The organism is Pedobacter terrestris (assembly GCF_052343045.1).
In the GTDB taxonomy this organism is placed as follows: Bacteria; Bacteroidota; Bacteroidia; order Sphingobacteriales; family Sphingobacteriaceae; genus Pedobacter.
Genome location: NZ_CP180264.1, coordinates 3927249 through 3949825, shown reverse-complemented (window position 1 = coordinate 3949825; position 22577 = coordinate 3927249). Strand labels below are relative to the sequence as shown.

At 37.8% G+C, this 22577-nt stretch carries 22 protein-coding genes and 1 pseudogene; 13 read left to right on the top strand and 10 right to left on the bottom strand.

From position 1 onward, the window contains the following. The first annotated feature begins 47 nt into the window (after positions 1-47). Entirely contained in the window at positions 48-1442 is a 1395-nt protein-coding gene (locus tag ACJVDH_RS16720; RefSeq protein WP_443944548.1) for a formylglycine-generating enzyme family protein, read from the top strand. Between the two features lie 80 nt (positions 1443-1522). Here the strand turns inward: ACJVDH_RS16720 and ACJVDH_RS16715 are convergent, their stop codons facing one another. Then, on the bottom strand, positions 1523-2485 hold the full coding sequence (locus tag ACJVDH_RS16715) for an isopenicillin N synthase family dioxygenase (protein WP_443944547.1): 963 nt from the start codon (positions 2483-2485) through the stop codon (positions 1523-1525). Between the two features lie 432 nt (positions 2486-2917). Between ACJVDH_RS16715 and msrA the strand changes: the two genes are divergently transcribed. The 5 genes from msrA (at position 2918) to ACJVDH_RS16690 (ending at position 8116) form a co-directional block, all read left to right on the top strand. Further along, positions 2918-3517 (top strand): peptide-methionine (S)-S-oxide reductase MsrA, encoded by a 600-nt coding sequence (gene msrA / locus ACJVDH_RS16710; RefSeq protein ID WP_443944546.1) that lies wholly within the window; start codon positions 2918-2920, stop codon positions 3515-3517. A 160-nt stretch (positions 3518-3677) separates the two neighbouring features. Then, on the top strand, positions 3678-5138 hold the full coding sequence (gene cysS, locus ACJVDH_RS16705; RefSeq protein WP_443944545.1) for a cysteine--tRNA ligase: 1461 nt from the start codon (positions 3678-3680) through the stop codon (positions 5136-5138). Positions 5139-5201: 63 nt separating this feature from the next. Beyond that, complete coding sequence (locus ACJVDH_RS16700) at positions 5202-6185, top strand: M28 family peptidase (RefSeq protein WP_443944544.1); 984 nt, start codon at positions 5202-5204, stop codon at positions 6183-6185. Positions 6186-6265: 80 nt separating this feature from the next. Further along, positions 6266-7123 carry a nuclear transport factor 2 family protein gene (locus ACJVDH_RS16695; RefSeq protein WP_443944543.1) on the top strand — a complete coding sequence of 286 codons (858 nt, stop codon included), beginning with the start codon at positions 6266-6268 and terminating at the stop codon, positions 7121-7123. A 105-nt stretch (positions 7124-7228) separates the two neighbouring features. After that, entirely contained in the window at positions 7229-8116 is an 888-nt protein-coding gene (locus ACJVDH_RS16690; protein ID WP_443944542.1) for a glycerophosphodiester phosphodiesterase family protein, read from the top strand. Positions 8117-8166: 50 nt separating this feature from the next. Here the strand turns inward: ACJVDH_RS16690 and ACJVDH_RS16685 are convergent, their stop codons facing one another. From ACJVDH_RS16685 to ACJVDH_RS16650, 8 genes and pseudogenes are all read right to left on the bottom strand, one after another. Continuing rightward, entirely contained in the window at positions 8167-8997 is an 831-nt protein-coding gene (locus ACJVDH_RS16685; protein ID WP_443944541.1) for an IS3 family transposase, read from the bottom strand. Next, positions 8997-9152, bottom strand: coding sequence for a hypothetical protein (locus ACJVDH_RS16680; protein WP_443947650.1), 156 nt, complete (start codon positions 9150-9152; stop codon positions 8997-8999). The genes ACJVDH_RS16685 and ACJVDH_RS16680 overlap by 1 nt, the downstream gene beginning before the upstream one ends. 12 nt (positions 9153-9164) lie before the next feature. Continuing rightward, positions 9165-9335: pseudogene (locus ACJVDH_RS16675) on the bottom strand (helix-turn-helix domain-containing protein); the annotation flags it as partial. Then, positions 9336-9512: a transposase gene (locus tag ACJVDH_RS16670; RefSeq protein ID WP_443944540.1), complete on the bottom strand. Its 177-nt coding sequence runs from the start codon at positions 9510-9512 to the stop codon at positions 9336-9338. Positions 9513-9584: 72 nt separating this feature from the next. Beyond that, a complete protein-coding gene (locus tag ACJVDH_RS16665) occupies positions 9585-9761 on the bottom strand; it encodes a hypothetical protein (protein WP_443944539.1) in 177 nt (58 codons plus the stop codon). A gap of 192 nt (positions 9762-9953) precedes the next feature. Next, positions 9954-10916 (bottom strand): AAA family ATPase, encoded by a 963-nt coding sequence (locus ACJVDH_RS16660; RefSeq protein ID WP_443944538.1) that lies wholly within the window; start codon positions 10914-10916, stop codon positions 9954-9956. A gap of 5 nt (positions 10917-10921) precedes the next feature. Continuing rightward, the gene (locus tag ACJVDH_RS16655) at positions 10922-12286 is read right to left on the bottom strand and encodes a foldase protein PrsA (RefSeq protein WP_443944537.1); all 1365 of its coding nucleotides are present in this window, start codon (positions 12284-12286) and stop codon (positions 10922-10924) included. 52 nt (positions 12287-12338) lie between these two features. Continuing rightward, complete coding sequence (locus ACJVDH_RS16650) at positions 12339-12929, bottom strand: hypothetical protein (RefSeq protein WP_443944536.1); 591 nt, start codon at positions 12927-12929, stop codon at positions 12339-12341. A 104-nt stretch (positions 12930-13033) separates the two neighbouring features. Between ACJVDH_RS16650 and ACJVDH_RS16645 the strand changes: the two genes are divergently transcribed. After that, positions 13034-13660: a hypothetical protein gene (locus tag ACJVDH_RS16645; RefSeq protein WP_443944535.1), complete on the top strand. Its 627-nt coding sequence runs from the start codon at positions 13034-13036 to the stop codon at positions 13658-13660. A 26-nt stretch (positions 13661-13686) separates the two neighbouring features. Further along, positions 13687-14265, top strand: a complete 579-nt coding sequence (locus ACJVDH_RS16640) for a non-canonical purine NTP diphosphatase (RefSeq protein ID WP_443944534.1) — start codon at positions 13687-13689, stop codon at positions 14263-14265. Here the strand turns inward: ACJVDH_RS16640 and ACJVDH_RS16635 are convergent. Beyond that, positions 14262-16712, bottom strand: a complete 2451-nt coding sequence (locus ACJVDH_RS16635) for an OstA-like protein (RefSeq protein WP_443944533.1) — start codon at positions 16710-16712, stop codon at positions 14262-14264. The genes ACJVDH_RS16640 and ACJVDH_RS16635 overlap by 4 nt on opposite strands. Positions 16713-16777: 65 nt before the next feature. Here ACJVDH_RS16635 and tilS point away from each other — a divergent pair, with 65 nt between their 5' ends. The 5 genes from tilS to ACJVDH_RS16610 all read left to right on the top strand — a co-directional run bounded on the left by tilS (position 16778) and on the right by ACJVDH_RS16610 (position 22543). Continuing rightward, the gene (tilS, locus tag ACJVDH_RS16630) at positions 16778-18109 is read left to right on the top strand and encodes a tRNA lysidine(34) synthetase TilS (protein WP_443944532.1); all 1332 of its coding nucleotides are present in this window, start codon (positions 16778-16780) and stop codon (positions 18107-18109) included. Further along, positions 18110-18598 carry a hypothetical protein gene (locus ACJVDH_RS16625; RefSeq protein ID WP_443944531.1) on the top strand — a complete coding sequence of 163 codons (489 nt, stop codon included), beginning with the start codon at positions 18110-18112 and terminating at the stop codon, positions 18596-18598. A gap of 132 nt (positions 18599-18730) precedes the next feature. Continuing rightward, complete coding sequence (gene bshA, locus ACJVDH_RS16620) at positions 18731-19870, top strand: N-acetyl-alpha-D-glucosaminyl L-malate synthase BshA (protein ID WP_443944530.1); 1140 nt, start codon at positions 18731-18733, stop codon at positions 19868-19870. Positions 19871-20128: 258 nt separating this feature from the next. After that, positions 20129-22012 (top strand): beta-galactosidase, encoded by a 1884-nt coding sequence (locus ACJVDH_RS16615; RefSeq protein WP_443944529.1) that lies wholly within the window; start codon positions 20129-20131, stop codon positions 22010-22012. A gap of 84 nt (positions 22013-22096) precedes the next feature. Then, positions 22097-22543, top strand: a complete 447-nt coding sequence (locus ACJVDH_RS16610) for a KTSC domain-containing protein (protein ID WP_443944528.1) — start codon at positions 22097-22099, stop codon at positions 22541-22543. The last annotated feature ends 34 nt before the right edge of the window (positions 22544-22577 follow it).

Below are 22577 nucleotides of genomic sequence, written 5' to 3'. Positions count from 1 at the left end.
AGATGAAAAACGCTTCAGATTTCTGAAGCATAAAATTTATCTTACTTATGAAAAAAAACAAACAACTGGGAATCTGGGGGATACTTCTCTCGTTTTTCTTACTGAGTGCATCATGCCAAAAGACCGGCGTTGCACTGGATTTAAATTCGCAAGCTGTAGCCGGACTTAGCGCTGCGCTGGATACACTGAGTGGCGATTTAACATTGGTAGAAAATTGTAATACTACGTATGTACAAGTTTTGGCCGATCTCCAAAAAGTGAAAACGGCATTTGAAACGCTCAAAACAGAACAAAATGTGCAGTTGCCGCAAGCCGCAGATTTTGAAAAGCGCTTTAATAATCTGGAAGATGAGGCTACTTACATCATGAATGCTTGTGCCGATCAGAATTTTGTGGCAACAGATCAAATTACTTCGGGAAGGATAACAGCAGCATTGGCAGAATGGAAAATCAGGATCGATTACATTCGTGCAAACCTCCTTACTGAAGATGCAACAAATACCAATATTTCTTTAGCAACGCCTACAGGTGTAACCATAAATGCCGCAACACCTGCTGGTTCGGTTTTTCAGGACGGAACAGAAAGTTATTTACCAAGGATGGTTGTTGTACCGCCGGGTTCTTATATAATGGGTGGAAACCTGGCCGAACAGGGGCGTATGAATGTTCCGGCAACCTCCAGGCATTACGAGTTGCCTGCGCATCCGGTTACGATCAGTAAATCATTCGCCGTGGGTGCCACTGAAGTAACTTTAGGGCAATTTAAACAGTTTGCTCAGGAAACCAATTACAAACCTCTTGATGGTTGTCGCTGCTGGATTCCGAACCAGGCTTCTGATCTCCCTGTAACTGCAGGAAGAGATTATCTAAATGTAGGTTTTACCCAAACAGATAACGATCCGGTACTGTGTGTAACAAGAGAAACGGCTATTTTATATACTCAATGGCTTTCTAAAAAAACAGGAAAAACTTATCGCCTGCCAACAGAAACTGAGTGGGAATATTTTGCCCGTGCAGGCACTACAACAACTTATTTCTGGGGAGATGCGCCTACCGAAGCCTGTTCATATGCAAATTCTTATGATCAGATGAGTAAAAATTTAAACAATTTTCAAACCCTAACCGGGTTCTTTAGCGCATTAGATTGTTCTGATGGATATGGAAATACTGCTCCAGTTGGATCTTATGCGCCGAATCGTTTTGGTTTGTACGATGTTTTGGGTAATGCCCGCGAGTGGACAATTGGCGACTGGAGCGATTCTTATGTAGGTGCGCCATCTGATGAAAGTGCTACAACTGGAGGTGTTCCAATGTTTGGCGTTACACGTGGCGGCGGCTGGAACTACCAAGCTATGAATATCAGAAGTGCATATAGAAATGCTTATTTCTCATCAGAAGTGAGAACAAATATGTGGGGATTCAGAGTAGTTAGAGAAATCTAAAAACAAAGATTTAAAACACAAAAAACGGGTCCTGATTGATTTTCAGTTCCCGTTTTTTCGTTATTATAGGAAGACTAAATTTACATTTTAAGCCCGATTTCTCGTAATCGCTCATCCAGATATTCGCCAGCGGTCATATCGCTGTAGGCTTTAGGATGGTTTTCATCAATTGTTGAAGGTAAACTGGTTAAATCCATATCGCTGCGCGGATGCAAAAAGAAAGGAACTGAAAAACGCGAAGTTTTCATCAATTCGCGAGGCGGATTAACGACGCGGTGTGTTGTAGATTTTAACTTGTTATTGGTTAAACGTTGTAACATATCGCCAACATTCACTACAATGTCTGTATGGTGTGCTTTTATTGGCAACCATTCATTGCTGCGCGTTAACACTTCTAAGCCATCTGCACTCGCCCCAATTAATAAAGTAATAAGGTTGATGTCTTCATGTGCACCTGCGCGAACAGCATCGTCGGCAATCAATTCCGGATTTTCAATTGGGAAATAATGGATTCCTCTTAAAATTGAATTTCCGTTATGTACGTGTTTGTCGAAATAATCAATCGGCAGTTCTAAATAGGTTGCAATTGCCCGAAGAAGATACGTTCCATTTTCTTCAAGCTTTTTATAAATATCGCCTGTTACTTGATTGAAATCAGGTAATTCTTCCAATACTTCATTGTCCGGATATTGTTCTTTTACTGGATCACCATCTGTAACTTCCTGTCCAATTTGCCAGAACTCCTTTAAATCAGGTGTTTTTGCGCCTTTTGCTGTTTCTTTTCCTGCACTGGTATAACCTCTTTGTCCGGCCAGTTCAGGTTTCTCGTATTTCTTTTTTATCTCTAACGGAAGCGCAAATGCACTTTTTATATTTTCATATAATTTGTCGATCAATTCCTGGCTCAAACCGTGGTTTGTAATGGTTACAAAGCCAGAGTCATTAAAGGCACGGCCAAGTTCGTCAGAAAATTTTTTGCGTTCTTCTTCAGTGCCATTAATATAAGAGCCTAAATCCAAACATGGAATATACGGTGTTGACATAATTTTAAATTTAATGTTCCACGAATTTATATAAAGAATTGTTAATAAATATAATTTTGTGTTTTGATGTGTATTTAAAGTATTGAAATTCAAATTATTAAGTTATTAACATGGGTAGAAGCCTCACCCTTAATTCCTCTCATGAAAGGAGAGGGGCAGGATACACAAACTGCACATTGATTATTTCATTTTAGGTTTAAATCACTGAACGATAATTTAACTCTCCTCTGGGAAAGGAAGTGTAAAAAATCACGATTAGCAGTTACTCTCATCGGGTGAGGTTAATAAATCTACACACATATGAAGGCAACCTCCATTTATGTCATCCAAAATCCATTATTATGTTTATAGAAACTAGGCGCTCAATATTTTCGTAATATCATATAAGAAAACGCAAGCGAAAAGATGGTTTGCAGCCTTAAATCAACACACATGAAAAAAATATTTTTAGTTTTACTATCAGTTTTGACTTTGAGCCATGTTTACGGACAAGGCAAAAAAACAGAAAAAGCAACATTTGGAATGGGCTGTTTCTGGTGTACAGAAGCTATTTTTCAGCGCTTAAAAGGCGTAAACTCCGTACGATCGGGATATGAAGGCGGACAATTGACCAACCCAACATATGAAGAGGTTTGTACCGGAAGAACTGGACATGCAGAGGTTTTGGAAATTAATTACAATCCGGCAGTAATTTCATACGATGAGTTGCTGGAAGTATTTTGGAAAAGCCACGACCCAACCACATTAAACAGACAAGGTGCAGATAGTGGTACACAATATCGGTCGGTTGTATTTTATCACAATGCCGAGCAAAAAGCACTTGCCGAAAAATATAAGGCAGAGTTAAACAGTACCAATGCATATGGCAAAAAAGTAGTTACTGCAATTGAGGCGGCAAAACCTTTTTACGTTGCAGAAAATTACCATCAGAACTATTTTAACAAAAATGGTGCAGAACCATACTGCCGATTGGTTATTCAGCCAAAAATTGAAAAGCTGGAGAAAATATTCAAGGCTAAATTAAAGAACTAAGCTTTTCTTAACACATATTGATTCAAGCCCTGCTAAATGCTATCGCATTTTGGCGGGGCTTTTTTATTTAGATTGTTACAGAAAAATCATAGTCCGTTCAAAGCCTCAAATTCCGTTAGTAAAACATTTCAACTATCTAACTAAATCTTACATTTGCAATATGAATACTGGCTTACAGCTTTATAATACGCTTTCACGCAAAAAAGAATTGTTTCAACCCTTAAATGCGCCCAATGTTGGGATGTATGTTTGTGGTCCAACTGTATATAGTGATGTTCACTTAGGCAATTGCCGGACCTTCGTTTCCTTTGATTTGATTTTCAGATACCTGAAATATTTAGGCTACAAAGTGCGCTATGTGCGCAACATCACCGATGCCGGCCATTTGGAAGGCGATAGAGATGAAGGGGATGATAAATTTGCAAAAAGAGCAAAATTGGAGCAGCTTGAGCCGATGGAAATTGTGCAAAAGTATACACTTGGTTTTCATGATGTGTTGCGCATGTTTAACACCTTGCCACCAAGTATAGAACCTACAGCAACCGGTCATATCATTGAACAGATTGAAATGATTAAAGTCATCATTGCCAATGGTTATGCTTATGAAATTGGTGGCAATGTCTATTTCGATGTAGAAAAATACAGTCAGGAATATAATTATACCATATTGACCAACAGAAACCTGGAAGATATGTTAAACAATACGAGAGAATTGGGCGGACAAGACGAAAAACGTGGCCGTTTGGATTTTGCATTGTGGATTAAAGCCAAACCAGAAACATTAATGCAGTGGCAATCGCCCTGGGGAATGGGATTTCCGGGTTGGCACATAGAATGTTCTGCAATGAGTGCTAAATATTTAGGTGCAGAATTTGATATTCATGGCGGCGGGATGGATTTGGCTGCAACACACCATACAAATGAAATTGCACAATCTGAAGCTTGCAGTCATCATCAACCTGCACGTTACTGGATGCACACCAACATGCTTACAGTCAATGGAACACGCATGTCTAAATCTGCCGGAAACGGATTTCTTCCGTTAGAACTATTTTCCGGTGAACATCCATTATTGAAAAAAGGCTACAGCCCAATGACCGTAAAGTTTTTCATGCTTCAGGCTCATTATAGAAGTACACTAGATTTTTCGAATGATGCATTAGATGCTTCTGAAAAGGGTTTTCGAAGATTGATGTCTGCTGTTGGATTGTTGGAAAAATTATCGGCTTCCGATCAAAATGATTTTGATATTGATGCTTTGAAAGCGCGTTGCAGCGCAGCAATGAACGACGATTTTAACAGTCCGGTGTTAATTGCAGAACTTTTTGAAGCGGTAAGAATTATCAATACTGTTTACGATGGCAAAGGCAAAATTTCTGCCGAGGCGCTTTCGCAGCTTAAAACCATGATGAACGATTTTGTAACCGATATTCTTGGATTGAAAGACGAAGAAAGCAGCAATACAGATTTGAACGGTGTGCTAGATATGGTAATCAACCTACGCACGGAGGCGAAAGTAAATAAAGATTATGCTACTTCTGATAAAATCCGGATTGGACTTCAAGAATTGGGCATTCAACTAAAAGATAGTAAAGATGGTACAACCTGGTCTAAAGCTTAGTCCGAACCGACACTAAATTTTATTACGCAAAGTCTGTAGGCTTTGCCATCAATTATGGTAAAAATGAATAAAAAATATCTAGTAATACTACCATTGCTCGCTTTAATAGCTTTTCAAGCATGTAAAAACGATAAAAAGGCAGAAGAAAATAATGTTACTGAAACTGAAGTTAAATTGGTTTCGCCAGAGTTTAATGCCGATAGTGCTTACGCATATACTAAAGCGCAGGTAGATTTTGGCCCGCGGATTCCGGGTACTGTTGCACATCAGAAATGCGCCGATTATTTGGTTGCGAAACTGAAAGAATTTGGTGCCGATGTAAAAGTACAGGGTGAAAAAACCACAACCTATGACGGCAAAACCTTTCAATTGAAAAATATTCAGGCATCATTTGGTTTGGATAAAAAAGAACGTGTTTTAGTTTCTGCGCACTGGGATGCGCGGCCGTTTTCTGACCAGGATACCGATCCGAAAAATCACGATAAAGCCTTTGATGCAGCAAATGACGGTGGCAGCGGCGTTGCTGTTATTTTAGAAATGGCACGTCAGATTCAACAAAAACAGCCAAATGTAGGTGTTGATTTTGTGTTATGGGATTTGGAAGATTATGGAAAAGCAAATGACGATACACCAGATGAAGTAACCTGGTGTTTGGGTTCTCAATATTGGGCCAAACAAGCCATTGCCTCTGGTTATAAGGCAAAATACGGTATCAACCTCGATATGGTTGGTGGTGGAAATGCTCAGTTCTCACAAGATGAAATTTCCAGGCAAGCCGCGCCAGACGTGGTTAGTAAAGTTTGGAACATTGGTAATGAAATTGGTTATGCATCTTATTTTGTTGCTATTCCAAGTGGAAAGTTGGTAGACGACCATTTCTGGATGAATAAAGCAGGTGTACCTTCAATAGATATAATTCATTATAACGACAACAGTGGATTTTATATCAACTGGCATACTCAGCTGGATAATATGGCCAACATAGATAAAAATACGTTAAAAGCAACCGGACAAACCGTACTGGAAACGCTGTACCGCGAAAAATAAAATGTGCAATTGTTAATTACTTTTGAACACTTGCCCCGCAGAAAATTTTATATTCGCCAAAACTATTAGCTCAAATCATAATGAAACGTTTATTATCAACCACAATAGCTTCTCTGCTCGCCATTGGCGCTTTTGCACAGAAGAACGACGGAACCACAAAATCATTGGTGAATGCCGAAAAGGACTTTGCAAAAACAATAGCCAAAAATGGCGATAAAGATGCATATACAGAATATTCTTCAGCAAGCACGTTGGTTTTTAGACCAAACCCTGTAAATGCCAAGACTTTTTATGCAACACAGGCTAAAGGTGATAGTGAAGTAAGCTGGACACCAAACTTCGCAAAGGTTTCCAGAAGTGGAGATTTGGGTTTTACAACCGGTCCGTATGAATTTGGTGGCAAAGAAAAAAAATATGGCCAGTATTTAACGATTTGGAAATCTGAAAATGGCAAATGGAAACTTGCACTTGATTTGGGTACCGAAAGCAACAAACCGCTTTCAAAAATAACACCTGAATTTGTTGAGCCTAAAGACCATTACACGCCTAAGTTTACCAATGAGAAAGATATTAAAGCCAGTAAAGATGTAATTTCGACTACAGAGAAAATTCTAAATACAACACTTAAAACCCACGGAATTGCCGCTTTCGGAGGTTTCTTAACAGAAGATGCAAGGTTACTGTTTCCGGGTAACGAGCTGATTCAGGGTAAAGGCAAAATTCTGGCCTTTTATAATGGAATGATCAGTAAAATCAGCCTTAAAACAACTGGTGTAGACAAAGCTTTAGGTAGTGATCTTGCTTATACTTATGGCGTGGCAACAATTGATTATAAGGCAGATTTGAGAGAAAGTTTCAACTACGTTTTTATATATGAAAAAGCAGCAGATGCGAGCTGGAATTTGATTGTCCAGGCATTTGTTCCTGCAGAAAGATAAATTATAATGTGAATCTAAAAAGGGCTTAATTAAAAAGAAGCCCTTTTTTATTGTCTTTTCGGTTTTGAAATACAGACATTTCCGAAGCAAACCAAATTTAATATCATGCGTAAAACACTACCGCTTTTTCTTTTCCTGATTGTACTGTTCACTGAAGTATCGGCACAGAAACAAAAGTTCGATGTTCAGGGCAAAGCTGGTGCTCGCGGCATTATGCCGGAAAATACCATTGAAGGAATGATTAAAGCTCTTGAACTGGGCGTAACGACCATTGAAATGGATGCAGTAATTTCTAAAGATAAAAAGGTTGTACTTTCTCAAGAGCCTTATTTTAACAACGAAATCTCTTTACAGCCTAATGGCAAAGCCATTACTTTCAAAGACCAGAAGAAGTTTAATATCTACAAAATGGATTATGAACAGATCAAGAAATTTGACGTTGGCAGTAAAGTGCATCCGCGTTTTCCGGGCCAGGTAAAATTTCAGGTTTATAAACCTCTACTCGCCAATGTGATTGATTCTGTAGAAGCTTATGTGAAAGAGAATAAATTGCCAAAGCCAATGTATAGCATTGAAACAAAAACAATTAAAAACGGTGATAATGAGTTTCATCCTGAGCCGGGAGAATTTGTTGATTTGATTATGGAAGTAATCAATGAAAAGAAAATGGCGAAAAGAGTAATTATTGAATCGTTTGATATGCGAACACTTCAGTATTTGCATGAGAAATTCCCAAAAGTGCAGACATCACTTTTAATTGATGAGAAAGAACCGTTTGAAACATATATCGAAAAATTAGGATTTAAACCTACAATTTATAGTCCGTATTCTGTTTTGGTAGGGAAGGGGTTAGTAGAACGTTGCCATGAAATGGGTGTGAAAATTATTCCGTGGACAGTAAATTCTGTGAAAGAAGTAAAATACTTCATGGAATTGGGTGTTGATGGAATTCAGACAGATTATCCCAATATAATGGGGCAAATTCAAAAATAAAAAAAGCTGCCCAAATTAGACTGAACCCAAAAGTTTAGACGAATTTAAGATTAGTTTTTGAAATGATGAGCTCGATATTGTATCGGGCTCATTCCTTTTAGATTAAGTTTTATTCTGTCGTGATTATAGTAGTTTATATATTCTTTTATTTCCTTTTTTAGTTGATCAATAGAGTCGTATTTTTTAATATAAAACAACTCTGATTTAAGTATTCCGAAGAAGTTTTCAATTATTGCATTATCCAGGCAATTCCCTTTTCTGGACATGCTTTGAATAATTCCATGCTGTTGTAGTAGATGTTGATATTGTTTCATTTGATACTGCCATCCCTTATCTGAATGTAAGAGCAAAGATTGGGTATGTTTTACTTTTTCTAACGCTTTGTCCATCATGCTCATTACACTTTTAAAGTCGGGCCGTTCGGAAAGTTGATAACTGATGATCTCCTGGTTATATAGATCTATAACAGGTGATAAATAAAGTTTCTTCCCCGACACATTAAACTCGGTAACATCGGTAGCCGATTTTTGATTCGGCCGTTCTGCTTTAAAACTCCTGTTCAAAAGATTAAGAGCTATTCGGCCTTGCTCTCCTTTATATGATTTATATTTTTTCGCCCTGATAACGCTCTTTAGATTTAAGCATCGCATTAGCCGCAATACTGTTTTATAATTAATGATCTGGCCTTTTTGACTCAGTAGCAACGTAACACGTCTATATCCAAATCTGCCTTTGTGCCTATGATAGATATTTTGAATCATCACCTTAATCTCAGAATACTTGTCAGCAGAGGATGTTTTTACATAATAATAATAACTGCTTCTTGCCATACGCATACAGCTGAGCAGTATTGCCAAATCATATTTATGCCTTAGCTCCATTATGGCTTTTGTTTTTTCTTGGTTTGAGCTAAGGCTTGAAGCTTTTTTAGTAGTTCATTTTCTGCTCTCAGATACTCGTTTTCTTTCAGCAGCTCCTCCTCACGGGTCAAGGGGTGGGCTGGTTTCTTTGCTTTGCGTTTTACCGGTAGTTTCATAGGGCGACCTTTTGGTTTCCTGATCAAGCCTGATTCTCCTTCGGATTCATAAGCACGTTGCCAGGTTATTATAACTGATTCACTCGGTATATTAAACCGAACACAGGCCGTTCGTAAAGATAATAAATCCTTGTCTATAGCTTTTAAAACTGATAGTTTAAAACTTGAGGTATATTGCTGCACCTACCTGGGTTCCAGTCCTTGCTTTCCGTAAGCTTCATAAAAGCCTAACCATAATCGAAGATTCGAGTGTTCTATACCTTTTTGCTTGGCTATTGATTTTACTGATCCCTTGCCATCCAGCACAGCCTCTACGCATTGAAGCCGAAATTCATAATTGTACTTTTTTCTTTTAAACATAAAAATGCCCCCAATAAGTGTCTAACTTTTTGGGGGCAGTGCATTAAGCGCCTTTTTTATTTATACTATTTTTTAATGGTGTGCCTCGGTTTTCTCATGGCCTTCCCCGTGTCCTTCGGCAGTTGTTGTTTTAGAACGATCGATTGTGAAGAAGAAAACCATAATAATAACAATGATCCATGCGGTTAAAGGCAATGCCCAGATGCCTTTGGTTTCTTGTGGCGGATGGTGCGAATCGTGACCTGACATATCTTTGAGATTTTATTTTAATATTGACGTTTTTATAATTGTGATAAAGATAAGAACAATTTTAAACATTCAAGATTTAAGATGAATTTGTGCAACTGAAGCGATTTCTAAAATTTTCCAAATGGTTAATAGTTTTTCAATATCCTTCGAAATAAATTTCTTTAACATTAGAAATCCTCCGGTACAAAAAAATTATAAAAGATCTTTGATGATTTTTTCTATAGATAAACCTTCGGCTTCAGCTCGATAGTTTCTTACAATACGGTGGCGAAGAATGGCTTCTGCAACCGCTTGTACATCTTCAATATCAGGCGCATATTTTCCGGTAACGGCCGCATGGCATTTAGCGCCCAGAACCAAAAATTGAGATGCTCTGGGGCCTGCACCCCAACTGATGTATTTTTTTACTGCTTCTGTGGCAAACTCCCCATTGGGACGTGTTTTTGCAACCAGTTTCACGGCATACTCCAATACATTGTCTGTTACAGGAATATCGCGGATGAGTTTCTGAAAATAAACGATATCATCGGCATGGATGATTTTTTCAAGCTGAACAGTTTTGTTGCTTGTAGTGTTCCTTACAATGTTTACTTCATCTGCAAATGCAGGATAATTCAATTGAATGTTGAACATGAAACGATCCAGCTGAGCCTCAGGAAGGGGATAAGTTCCTTCTTGTTCAATTGGGTTTTGCGTAGCCAAAACAAAGAAAGGTTTTGGTAAAACATGTGTTTGTCCGGCTGCGGTAACAGATTTTTCTTGCATGGCCTCAAGCAAGGCAGCCTGCGTTTTTGGAGGGGTGCGGTTTATTTCATCCGCAAGTATAATATTAGAAAAGACAGGGCCTTTAATAAATTTAAAGTGCCTGTCTTCTCCTAAAATTTCAGCGCCTATAATGTCGCTGGGCATTAAGTCTGGTGTAAATTGTATTCTGTTAAAATCGAGATCGAGAACAGAAGCAACGGTTTGAACGAGTAGGGTTTTTGCCAGGCCTGGTACACCAACCAAAAGGCAGTGTCCATTGCTAAAAATAGAAATTAATACAGATTTAATAATGTCATCTTGTCCAACTACAACTTTTCCTATTTCGGCTTTTATCTTGTTGAAGGATTGATGAAGGGCATTTACGGCTTCTACTTCGTTGTTAAACTGCATTCTTTTTATTTTGCGGCTGTCGTACTTTTAGTCCAGATTTTTAATTCATCGCAGCTGTTAAATTCGTCGTCGATTCTGATATATGTTGTTTCGCGACGTTTCTCAAACCACTCGCTTAAGGTACGATTTATTTTATCAGATTGCGCGGCTTCTTTAATTTTTGGAAAATCCTGAACCAGATTGGCTTTGTGTGGCGGGATTTTAGATTTCAGATATAAAATTCTGAATCCTTGTTTGCCATCTGCTCCGGTAAATCCGGCAGGTTTAGAAATGCCACCAACTTTCATCGTATCAATTACCACAAACACAGAAGGATCTAATTTATCTGTTGGAATAAAAGTAGTTCTAGATTGAACGTTTTCGGCATTCATCATCATACCACCGTTGTATTTGGTTTCTTTATCGTCAGAGAATAAGTTTGCTGCAGTAGCAAAAGTGTATTTTTTGCTCTGAATGTTGTTGTAAATACTGTCTGCATGTTTTTGCAATCTAGTTAAACTTTCTGGAGTAGTTTTAGGCATAATCAGAATGTGTCTTACGTGTACTTGTTCGCCGCGGCGTTCCAATACTTGTAAAAAGTGAAAACCATACTCGGTTTCAAAAACTGGAGAAATTTCTCCGGCTTTAAGTTTAAAAGCCCATGCAGTAAATTCTTTAACCATCGTATTGCGGTCAATGAAGCCATAATCACCACCATCAGATGCAGATCCCGGATCTTCAGAGTAGGTTTTGGCTAAAACGCCCATGTCTTCTCCGGCTTTAACTCTTTCGCGAAGTGCTTCAATTTTCTCACGGAATTTCTGTTTTTCTGCACGCGTTAGCTGCGGAAAAAGTGTAACCGTTCCCACTTCCACTTCTGTATTAAACTCGGGAATGGTATCACCAAGAGATTTAAAATATTTCTCCACCTCAAGTGGTGTCACATTAATATTCTCAGTAATTTTTTGTTGCATTTTTTGCGCCACAAGTTCATCTTTAATCTGCGGGCGCATTTCATCTTTAAATTGAAGAACAGATTTGTTTAAGAATTGCTCCATACGTTCCTGTCCGCCCATTCTCTGCATGCTGTAACGCACTCTTCTGTTTACTTCTTCATCAACCTGGCCGTCTTCAACCATAATTGAATCGATTTCTGCCTGTTGCTTCAATAATTTTTCAGTGAGTTTATTCTGTAAAATTTTACATTTTACATCTGGAGTAACGTTTGCACCCTGACTTACATATTGTGTATATATCTGATCAACCTCTGATGCTAAAATGATGTTTCCTCCAACTACAGCAGCAACTTTATCTACAGTGTGCTTTTGTTGGGCGTTGCTTTTTAAAAATAAGCCCATTAAAGCCGTTGCTACTAAAAATACTTTCTTCATTCTAATTTATTATATGTTGCAAATTTAACATTACGATCCAAAAAGTTAAGCGTTATTGCTTGGTTAACTTTCTGAGTTCATTTTCATTTATTTTAATCTGGTACTTCTGCTGAAGAGATCGAATCCAGTTGTTTTCCAGAAATTGTTGGTAATCTGTCATTACCTGTCCGCGGATTTCATTCAAGGGTTTATCGCCATACTCTTTGCGGTTTTTGTCGAAAAAATCACGGATACCGTCATCATCTTGCTGCACCTTATTCCAGATTTTTTCTTCAGAAACATTGAACATCAATACGCCTTCACGGTATTCTGTAAGCAGATAATCTTTTTCCTTATTTTTATTTCCCGGCTTTTTGTGCGAGGCAACTGCATCTTCATATACTTTAATTTCAGTTTTATAACTGCTGTCTTGATCCATTCCCATCTCGCGGGCATCCAAAACCTTCAGTTTAAAATTAATGTATTGCCATAAATACTCTTGTAGCTTGTTGTAATCTGTAGTAGAATTGCCATTGTGGCTTTTTTTATAAACCCACATAAACTCTTTACTGGTTAAAGGTTTACCATTGATTGTGGCCACATTTTGAGCAAAAGCGCCATTATACATCAAGCCAATAAACAGTAAGCAATATGCTTTTCTCACAGAGCAGTTTCTATAAATTTTAATGGATAAAAGTAACAATAAGCAGGTCTATTATAAGATATTTAACTAATTTTAACAGAAATTATTCTACTACAAAAATACGAATGGAAAATCAGCTTATCAACAATCCCGAAGCATTACGTTTATTTTTTAACGAGGATGTTTTTCTGGTGCAGGATAAAGATGTTCAAATTCCCGATTCTATTGTATTTCAGGCGGTTTCTGGTCATGAAGATTCTGCTGAAGAAAAAAATAGTTTAACAGAAAAAACCACTGAAAGTGTAGTAATTCCAAGGGCATATTCGCCAAATACCTCGGAAAATCCCGTTTTGGAGGAACCAATAACACCAAGAATTTTCAAATATTTAGGTGGAAATCAGAAATCTGTTTTAATACTGGTTAACGATTCTGATCATGATGTGAGCACTGCCGAAGGACGAGAATTGTTGCGTAAAATTGTAAAGTCTGTAGAGTTGGCAACGCCAGATTTCGCCTTGCTTAATTATGCAAATTACAGTGGTGTGGATTTTGCAGAACTTAAATCCTTTTTTAAACCCAAATTGCTCTTGTCTTTTGGTGTAGAAATCAGTGCCTTGAAATTAAACCTCAGCTGGCAAAATGAAATTATTCTGCACGATGAAGTTCGAATGATTTTTGCACCTAATTTACATGCGCTTGATGCGGATATAAATGGAAAAAAAGCACTTTGGGGCAATCTCAAAAAAATCTAACCCTCAATTTTACTAGAATTTCCCTAATGAAGAAACTCGTTTTCGCTACAAATAACCCAAATAAAACTGCAGAAATCAGACTTGCGCTTAATGGAGAATATGAGGTTTTAAACCTTAATGATATTGGTTGTGTAGACGATATTCCGGAAACAGCAGATACATTTGAAGGAAATGCACACCTAAAAAGCGCATTTGTTGTTGAACACTTCGGACTGGATTGTTTTGCCGATGATAGCGGTTTAGAAGTTGAAGCATTGAATGGCGAACCAGGCGTTTACTCTGCACGATACTCTGGTTCCAGAAACAATGAAAATAATATTGACCTGGTTCTGGAAAAACTACACGGAGCAACAAACCGGAATGCACGTTTTAAAACAGTAATCTCATTGATTCAGAACGGACAACATTTTTTGTTTGAAGGTACAATCAATGGTGTAATTCGGTTAGAACGTTGCGGTAAAGAGGGTTTTGGTTATGATCCAATTTTTCAACCTGATGGATACGACATTACTTTTGCAGAAATGGATATGCAACAGAAAAATCAAATCAGTCACCGCGCAATAGCACTTGGAAAAATGATCTCCTTTTTAAAACAACAGGCTTAATTCAGAACTGCTTTTTTAATACGTGAGGTATCTGCCGCAGGCAAAACTTTTTTAAGATTTAATTTACTGGTATCTGGTAAAAGTTTATTGCGCTCTAAAGCATCTTTAACAGCAGTAGCTTCTTTTACCACAGCTTTCACATCAGAAGGTTTTATGGTTGCAGCTTTTGCAATTATTTTTGATGCCGCACTTTTAGGTTGCACTTTTGGTTTGGGTTTTACTTTTGATTTTCCGGTGGAGCCAATCGCATCTTTTTTACTTTTTGGACGTTCTGCAGGTTTCCAAGAAAAACCTTTCAGTACATTGTCTTTTGCAACTGTTTCTTCCGGGTTTAATGCGCCTTCAACACCTTTAATATAGACAATATCTTCAATGTCATTATCGTTGAAAGTGAATTTTATCCTCCCGCTCAGCGTTTGGTTCATCTCTTTGTACACTTTTGTACTGTCATCCTGTGTAAAGTAAATGCTTTCAGAATTGCCATCCACATACAACGTTTTTAGTTTTCCGTCGCTAAAGAAACCCGTCATAACTCTACCTTTAATTTGGTTAAAACGGAGCGAATCTGCTGGGGTATTAACCAAAAATGCATTTTTGAAGGTTTGCATATTGTTCAGTTTATTGTTTTTTAGCTGAACATAAATGGTATCACCAATTTGCTGAGATCCTTCAGACCAAACAATCGGGTTGATAAAACAACGCATAGTAGAATCTGCGCTGGTATAGAAAAGGCTATCTGCTTTTGCTTGGATATTGCTTTTGAAAATTTTTACGCCGTGATACGCTTTGATGGCGCGCGCCTGCAAGGTATCCATTCTGTTGATAATGGTGTCTTTCTTTTGTCCGGGCTTTAATTTTTTTAAAGCTGAACTCAAACTGTCTTTTCCTGTCAACTTTATAATTTTCCCTTTTAAACTATCTGTTTTTACTTTTTGAGCAAGCTGAGTTAAAGAATCAGAGTTTACTTTAGGTAGTTTATCCTGCACCAAAGCCTCCGTTGTTTTTTTATCTGATTTTGCCAGTGCTTCAGCCTTTTTTTCTGCTGCTTTTACAGAGTCTGCAGCGGCTTTTTTTATCGCCCGTTTTTGTTTTTTGGTAAGTTTAGTTTCTATATTTTTCAGGCTATCTGTTTTCGCAGTCAGCGCAGATATAGATAACGAGTCTTTAACAGCTTTTGTGACGGCTGTTTTAATTAAGCTATCTGTTTTTAGAGTTGTGAGCGAATCTGTTTTTACATTCGTACTATCTGCCAGAAGGGTTTTATTGCTTACGTTTTTGTCGCCCGTTTTATCTTCTTTTTTCTTTGGTTCTGGTTTGTCCGTACCAGGTTTATTCGGAGGCATTTTACCGCCAGGCTGGCCTTTTGCAGGCTTTTTAGTCGGCGCGCCTTCTTCTCCTGCTTGCAACTTATCGCTACCGCTATCGCTTTCATCATCACCAACTTCAATTTCATTATCTGCCCTAACGGTAATTCTTGGTATCAGTTTTAAAGTTTTTTGCAACACCATCTGAGTTTCGAGCGTATCGGCACCCAAAAACAAACTGTCTGGCCGCTTTTTTTCATTTACAGTTACAGAATCTTTAGTCATCATGGCCAGATAAGCACTTTTTGTTACAAGCGCACGTTGATCTGCCTTGTAATAAAAACCCAATTGCCCAAACATTTTCATACCGTCTTTTTTATCTGCATACACAATGTTTTTTACGGCTTTTCCATATCCGGGTTTGCCATAATAGTATAAGCTGTCGCCTTTTAATGTACGTGTTCCTTGCGTGTACAGGTTATTTTTGCCAAAATAAGCATCTTCCGTAGCGGTATTGTACGCACCGTTTTCGGTATACATATTATCGTCTTTACCTTTAATGTTGGTTGGCCCATAGAAATATGTCCATTTGGTATCCATGTTGTAACGCAACGTGTCAGATTTTACGGTTACCTGCGGTGTAACCACAACCACGTTGTACCTGAAATAAGCATCACTACTGTTGCTAAAATAATAACCGTTTTGACTGGTTAAGGTTACATCTTGGTTAACAATTTTGCCGCCTGTGGTATACGTACCAATCTTGCTCAATGTATTGTAGTCCAAGACATTTGTAGTTAAAACAGATTTTGGATCAATCATCCGCACATTTTTAGTTAGGTGTGCATGTTTTTTATTTCCGTCATATTCCAGCTGATCCGAATAAATATCGGTTGTAAGCTGGTTGATATGCACATTCCGGAAAGCTTCAAAATAATTTCTCTTACTATAAAAAACGGCACTGTCACATGTTAAAGTCGCGTTATCTTGTTGGAAAACAGGGTTGTTCAGGTAAATGGCATTATCGGCCTGTTTTCCTTCGATGTGTTTATAGGAAATAATCTTGATCTTCGATGCAGGTTGCTGAGCGAAGGTTGTTAAAGAAATGAAAAGGAAAAGTATGAAGACAATTGTTTTTTGCACGCTACAAAGTTAGTTTTTTGTTCCGAACGTTCGGAATACCTGTTAAAATTAAATAATTTTGATGGATGTTACCTGTACAACAATTTCGGGATTTTATCCAGAATGCTCAGCTGTTTAATAACAGTGATCGGCTATTGCTTGCTGTAAGTGGAGGTAAAGATTCGGTATTAATGTTGCATCTGTTTAAAGCGATTGGCGTTGATTTTGGTGTAGCACATTGCAATTTTAATTTGCGCGGAGAAGAAGCTTTGCGCGATGAAAACTTTGTACGTTTACTTTGTGCCAGCTTCGGAATTCCTTTTTATGTAACGCATTTTGAGACTAAAAAATATGCGCATGCACATAAAATTTCTACGCAAATGGCAGCCAGAGAATTGCGTTACCATTGGTTTGAGGAATTGCGCATGCAGGAAGGTTATGACTATATAGCCTTGGCACAACATCAAAACGATGCTGCAGAAACCGTACTGATTAACTTAACACGCGGCACCGGAATTGGCGGTTTACATGGTATTTTGCCTAAGCGCGGCAAACTGATCCGGCCATTGCTGTTTTTAAATCGCGATGAAATCAATTTAGCAATAGAAGAAAACGAGCTGGCTTTTGTTGAAGACAGTTCTAATCTAAGCAGTGATTATGTACGCAATAAAATACGTTTGAAAGTAATTCCTCAACTTCAGGAAATTAATCCCAATTTGGCGCAGACCTTTGCAGAAAATATATCCCGCTTTGCGGAAATAGAAACCTTTTTGCGTGAACAGGTTGAACTGCTGAAAACACGCTTGTGTGTAAAAAAAGCGGATGGCATTTATATTTCTATAGATGAAGTTGAAAAGTTGGCCAGCAAAAAAATGCTGATGATAGAATTGTTAAAAACGTTTGATTTTGAAGCTGATGTTGTCATTTCTTTGTTAGAAGGTTTGGGCAAACAGAGTGGAAAGTTGTTTTTTAGCAAGAGCCATAAGGCTATTATAGATCGCGAATATGTAATTATTACAGTGCGTAATCTACATGTGCAAGATCATGAATTGGTGCATCCGTCAACAGATGTTGTTAGGTTTGGTACGTACAGCATTTCGATCTCACTAACAGAACAAACCATGCTGGATACTACCGCAACTAAAGCTCATGTAGATTTTCAACAGCTAATCTATCCATTAATTGTACGCAGTTGGGCGCAAGGCGATAAGTTTAAGCCGATGGGTATGAATAATTTTAAAAAAGTCAGCGATTTTTTTATCGATCAGAAAATCCCCGTACACTTAAAAAAGCTGATCCCAATATTGGTAAACGGCAATGGAGAAGTGATCTGGATTGCCGGAATGCGGCAGGATAACCGATATAAAATAAACGAGGCAACGAAAAAAGTTGTTATATTCGAACTCAAAATAAATTAAGTGGATAGCAAATACGCCTATATCGAGAAACAATACATTGGCCGCGATTATGTTCGCATTTTTATCCGATTGATCATGGCATCATTCTGTTTCGCTGCCTATGTGTATGAACGAGACCGAGACAATACGCAAGATCTTTTTCTCGTGGTGGGTTTCGGAATTATCGGCGTGTCTATGTTGTTGCTATTTTTGGTTCAATATAAAACTGTCGTAGAAAACGGAAGCATTATTTTAGATGGTTTATGGACAACCAAGAAAGTCAAAATTGATCTTCAAAGTATCGTTGATGTACGTAAAGCTACTTATAGTCGCTATTTTTTCAATAATCCTGTTTACAATCTGCATACTAAAGGCACTATTCGTTTTTATTCTTCAGGTAAAGATGCTGTGGTTTTAACCGATCGCGATGGATTGGAATATTTCATAGGTACGCAACGCCCCAACGAACTTTTTCTGGTTATCAAAGACGAAATGAGTAAGCTCAATTAGTCTTTTTTTTTAATTTTATAGCATAAAAATCATTTTCTGAAAGATCTTTTTTGCGCATTTTTATTGCAATTGCCTTACACGTTTTTTAAACAGAAATAGGGTACATTTGTGGATACAACAACGCAAGTATAAATGAAAATAGGAATTGTTTGTTACCCCACATTTGGCGGTAGCGGAGTAGTTGCCACAGAACTCGGTAAAGCACTTGCCAATGAAGGGCATCAAGTTCATTTTATTACCTATAGCCAACCCGCCCGACTCGATTTTTTTTCTGAAAATCTTTTTTATCATGAAGTTTCAGTTCGGGATTATCCATTGTTTGATTATGCACCGTATGAATCTGCTTTAGCCAGTAAACTGGTAGATGTTGTGCGTTTTGAACAATTGGATGTTTTGCACGTACATTATGCCATTCCACATGCATCGGCAGCATTTATGGCCAAACAAATTCTGGCTAGTTATGGTATCCATATTCCGGTAGTCACTACTTTACACGGAACCGATATTACACTTGTAGGAAAAGATCCAACCTATAAACCCGTAGTTACGTTTTCTATCAACCAAAGCGATGGCGTTACAACTGTTTCTCAGGATTTGAAAGAAGACACCTATAATCATTTTGAAATTACTAAAGACATTAAGGTAATCCCGAATTTCATTGATTTTAGCCGTTTTAGTTTGCAAGCGAAAGATCATTTTAAGAAGGCAATTGCGCCAAATAATGAGCGGATTTTAATTCATACCAGTAATTTCAGGAAAGTAAAACGTACTTCGGATGTGATTCGCATTTTCGAAAAAGTACAATCAGTTATTCCTTCTAAATTGTTAATGGTTGGCGATGGCCCGGAACGGGTTTATGACGAGCAACTTTGCCGTAAACTAAACATATGCGAAAATGTACGTTTTTTGGGTAAACAGGATGCTGTTGAAGAAATTCTTTCTGTTTCTGATTTGTTTTTAATGCCATCACAATCTGAAAGTTTCGGTTTGGCAGCATTAGAAGCATTGGCTTGCAAAGTTCCGATTATTACTACAAATGCCGGCGGTTTACCAGAATTAAATGTAGATGGTTTCTGCGGATTTATGAGTGATGTGGGCGATGTAGATAGCATGGCCAAACAAGCCATTAGTATTTTGAAAGATGACGAAGTACTAAAACAATTTAAAGAAAATGCATTTACCCGAGCTAAAGATTTCGATCTTAAAAAAATCCTTCCATCTTACGTAGATTACTACCGTGAAGTGATTGCAAATGCCATGCAAGCAAAATAAAGATGTTTGGTTTTTTGTGTCAAAATCGCTTATATTTAAAGCTGTGAGCAATTTTTATGAACTAAAAAAGTTCAGCTTGCGCAAAATAGACAAAGATCAAACGTTTGTTTTGTACCGCTGGTTTTTAGGTTAAATATTTAAATTTCAGTCTGGTTTTTGAAAAATCCAGACTGAAATTTATTTTTTTAAAAAAAATATTCACAAAATCGAGGCTTGTTTTAAGCCTGAAACTAAGCTTTTTGAACCAATAAAATACAAATGAAAACCAAACTCCTCGGTTTGATTTTGATTGCTGTATTTGCCACGCAGGTAAATGCACAAAAGAAATCGACAACAAAACCACAAAAACATTCTTTCGCTATTGCAGACGGGAATTTTCTGCTTGATGGTAAAGCAATTCAGATCCACAGCGGCGAAATGCATTATGCCCGTATTCCGAAACCGTACTGGCGTCATCGTTTAAAGATGATGAAATCAATGGGGTTAAATACCGTTGCCACTTACGTATTTTGGAATTATCATGAAACTTCGCCAGGAATCTGGGATTTTAAATCTGGAAATCGTGATGTTGCCGAATACATAAAGATTGCGCAAGAAGAAGGACTTTTTGTAATTCTTCGTCCGGGGCCTTACGTTTGTGCGGAATGGGAATTTGGGGGTTATCCCTGGTTTTTATCTAAAGTTCCGGGAATGGTAATTCGCGGAAATAATCCGCAATACCTTGCAGCAACAAAGAGTTATTTTACTGCGTTGTACGGACAAGTTAAAAATCTTTTGGTATCTAACGGCGGGCCAATCATTATGGTGCAAGGCGAAAATGAATTTGGCTCTTACGTTGCTCAACGCAAAGATATTTCATTAGAAGACCATAAAAAGTACAGTGCAGCAGTATTTCAACAACTGAAAGATGTTGGGTTTAATGTGCCGTTTTTTACATCTGATGGCAGCTGGTTGTTTGAAGGGGGCGCATTGCTTGGTGCTTTGCCTACTGCAAATGGAGAAGGTGATGTAGCCAAACTTAAAGAAGTTGTAAACAAGTTTAATGGAGGAAAAGGGCCATACATGGTTGCAGAATTTTATCCAGGTTGGCTTGACCATTGGGCTGAACCTTTTCCGAAAGTTTCAGCAGCAAGCGTGGCCAAACAAACCCAAAAATATTTAGACGGGGGCGTTTCATTCAATTACTATATGGTTCACGGTGGAACAAATTTTGGATTTACTTCTGGTGCAAACTACGATAATAAGCATGACATTCAGCCAGATTTAACTAGTTATGACTATGATGCGCCAATTAGCGAAGCTGGTTGGGCAACAAAAAAATACGATACCTTGCGTACATTGCTTAAAACAGGAGAAACACCTGCTGTGCCGGCCAAAATACCTGTTATTGAAATTGCAGATATTTTATTGACTAAAGCGGTGGATTTGGAAGATCTGAAAAACAAACTTACTCCGGTCAATGATGATAAACCGTTAACTTTTGAAGAACTGAATCAAGGTCATGGTTACGTTTGGTATAGTAGAAAGTTCAATCAGCCAATAAACGGTAAACTTGAACTTGCAGGTTTGCGCGATTTTGCCATTGTGTATGTAAATGGTGTTAAAGTTGCCGAATTGAACAGCTATTACAAAAAATACGATTGCGATATTGATATTCCCTTCAACGCAACTTTAGATATTGTAGTAGAAAATATGGGCCGCATCAATTATGGATCAAAAATAATAGAGAGTACAAAAGGAATTATTTCCCCGGTTGTCATTAACGGCGAAAATATCACCGGAAATTGGGAAATGTACAAACTTCCAATGGATGTTGTCCCTAATTTATCTTCTTTTAAAAATACGGCAACAGCCGGAAAGCCAGCAGTTTATGAAGGTAGCTTTAAGCTTACAAAAACGGGCGATACCTTTCTGGATATGAGCGATTGGGGCAAGGGAATTGTTTTCGTAAATGGAATAAATATTGGCAGATACTGGAATGTAGGCCCTCAACAAACACTTTATTTACCGGGTTGCTGGCTTAAAGAAGGCGAAAATACAATTGTAATTTTTGAACAGAGAAATGATTCCATACACAAAAATATTAAGTCGCTAAATACACCAATTTTAGAAAATCTGAAGCCTGAAAATGGTGCCAAATAATCTGTAAATCGGATAGTATTACGCTATCCGATTTTTTAAAAACTTTCTCAAAATCAATTCATTATAAATCGTACCTTTGCGGCCATGAAAAAAATAATTGATTATAGAAAGCTTTTGAATGTGGAAAAAGATGCTGAGCTTTCGGCACTTAAGTCGGTTTACCGAACACTGATGAAAGATTGCCACCCAGATAAATTTCAGCAAGAGGAGGAGAAATTAGCTGCAGAAGCTCGAAGTAAAGAGATTATTGAAGCATATCATTTTTTGGTGAGTATTGCCCCTGAAACCAGGACACAAAATTTGGAAATTTACACGCAAACCATCACCAACTCCAACATCATGGATTTTGAATATAAACAACAAGTTTTAAATGTTCAGTTTTATGATGGAAGTACCTGGGAGTATTTTGATGTACCGAAAGCACTTTATGTGAAACTGGTAAATGCAGATTCTCCAGGAAGATTTGCCAGAAGACATATCTTCAGCGATTTTACTTACCGTAATGTAGTCAAAGCAACCGAACAGGTTTAAAATAAATTTTCCGATGGAACGCATGGCTATTCCA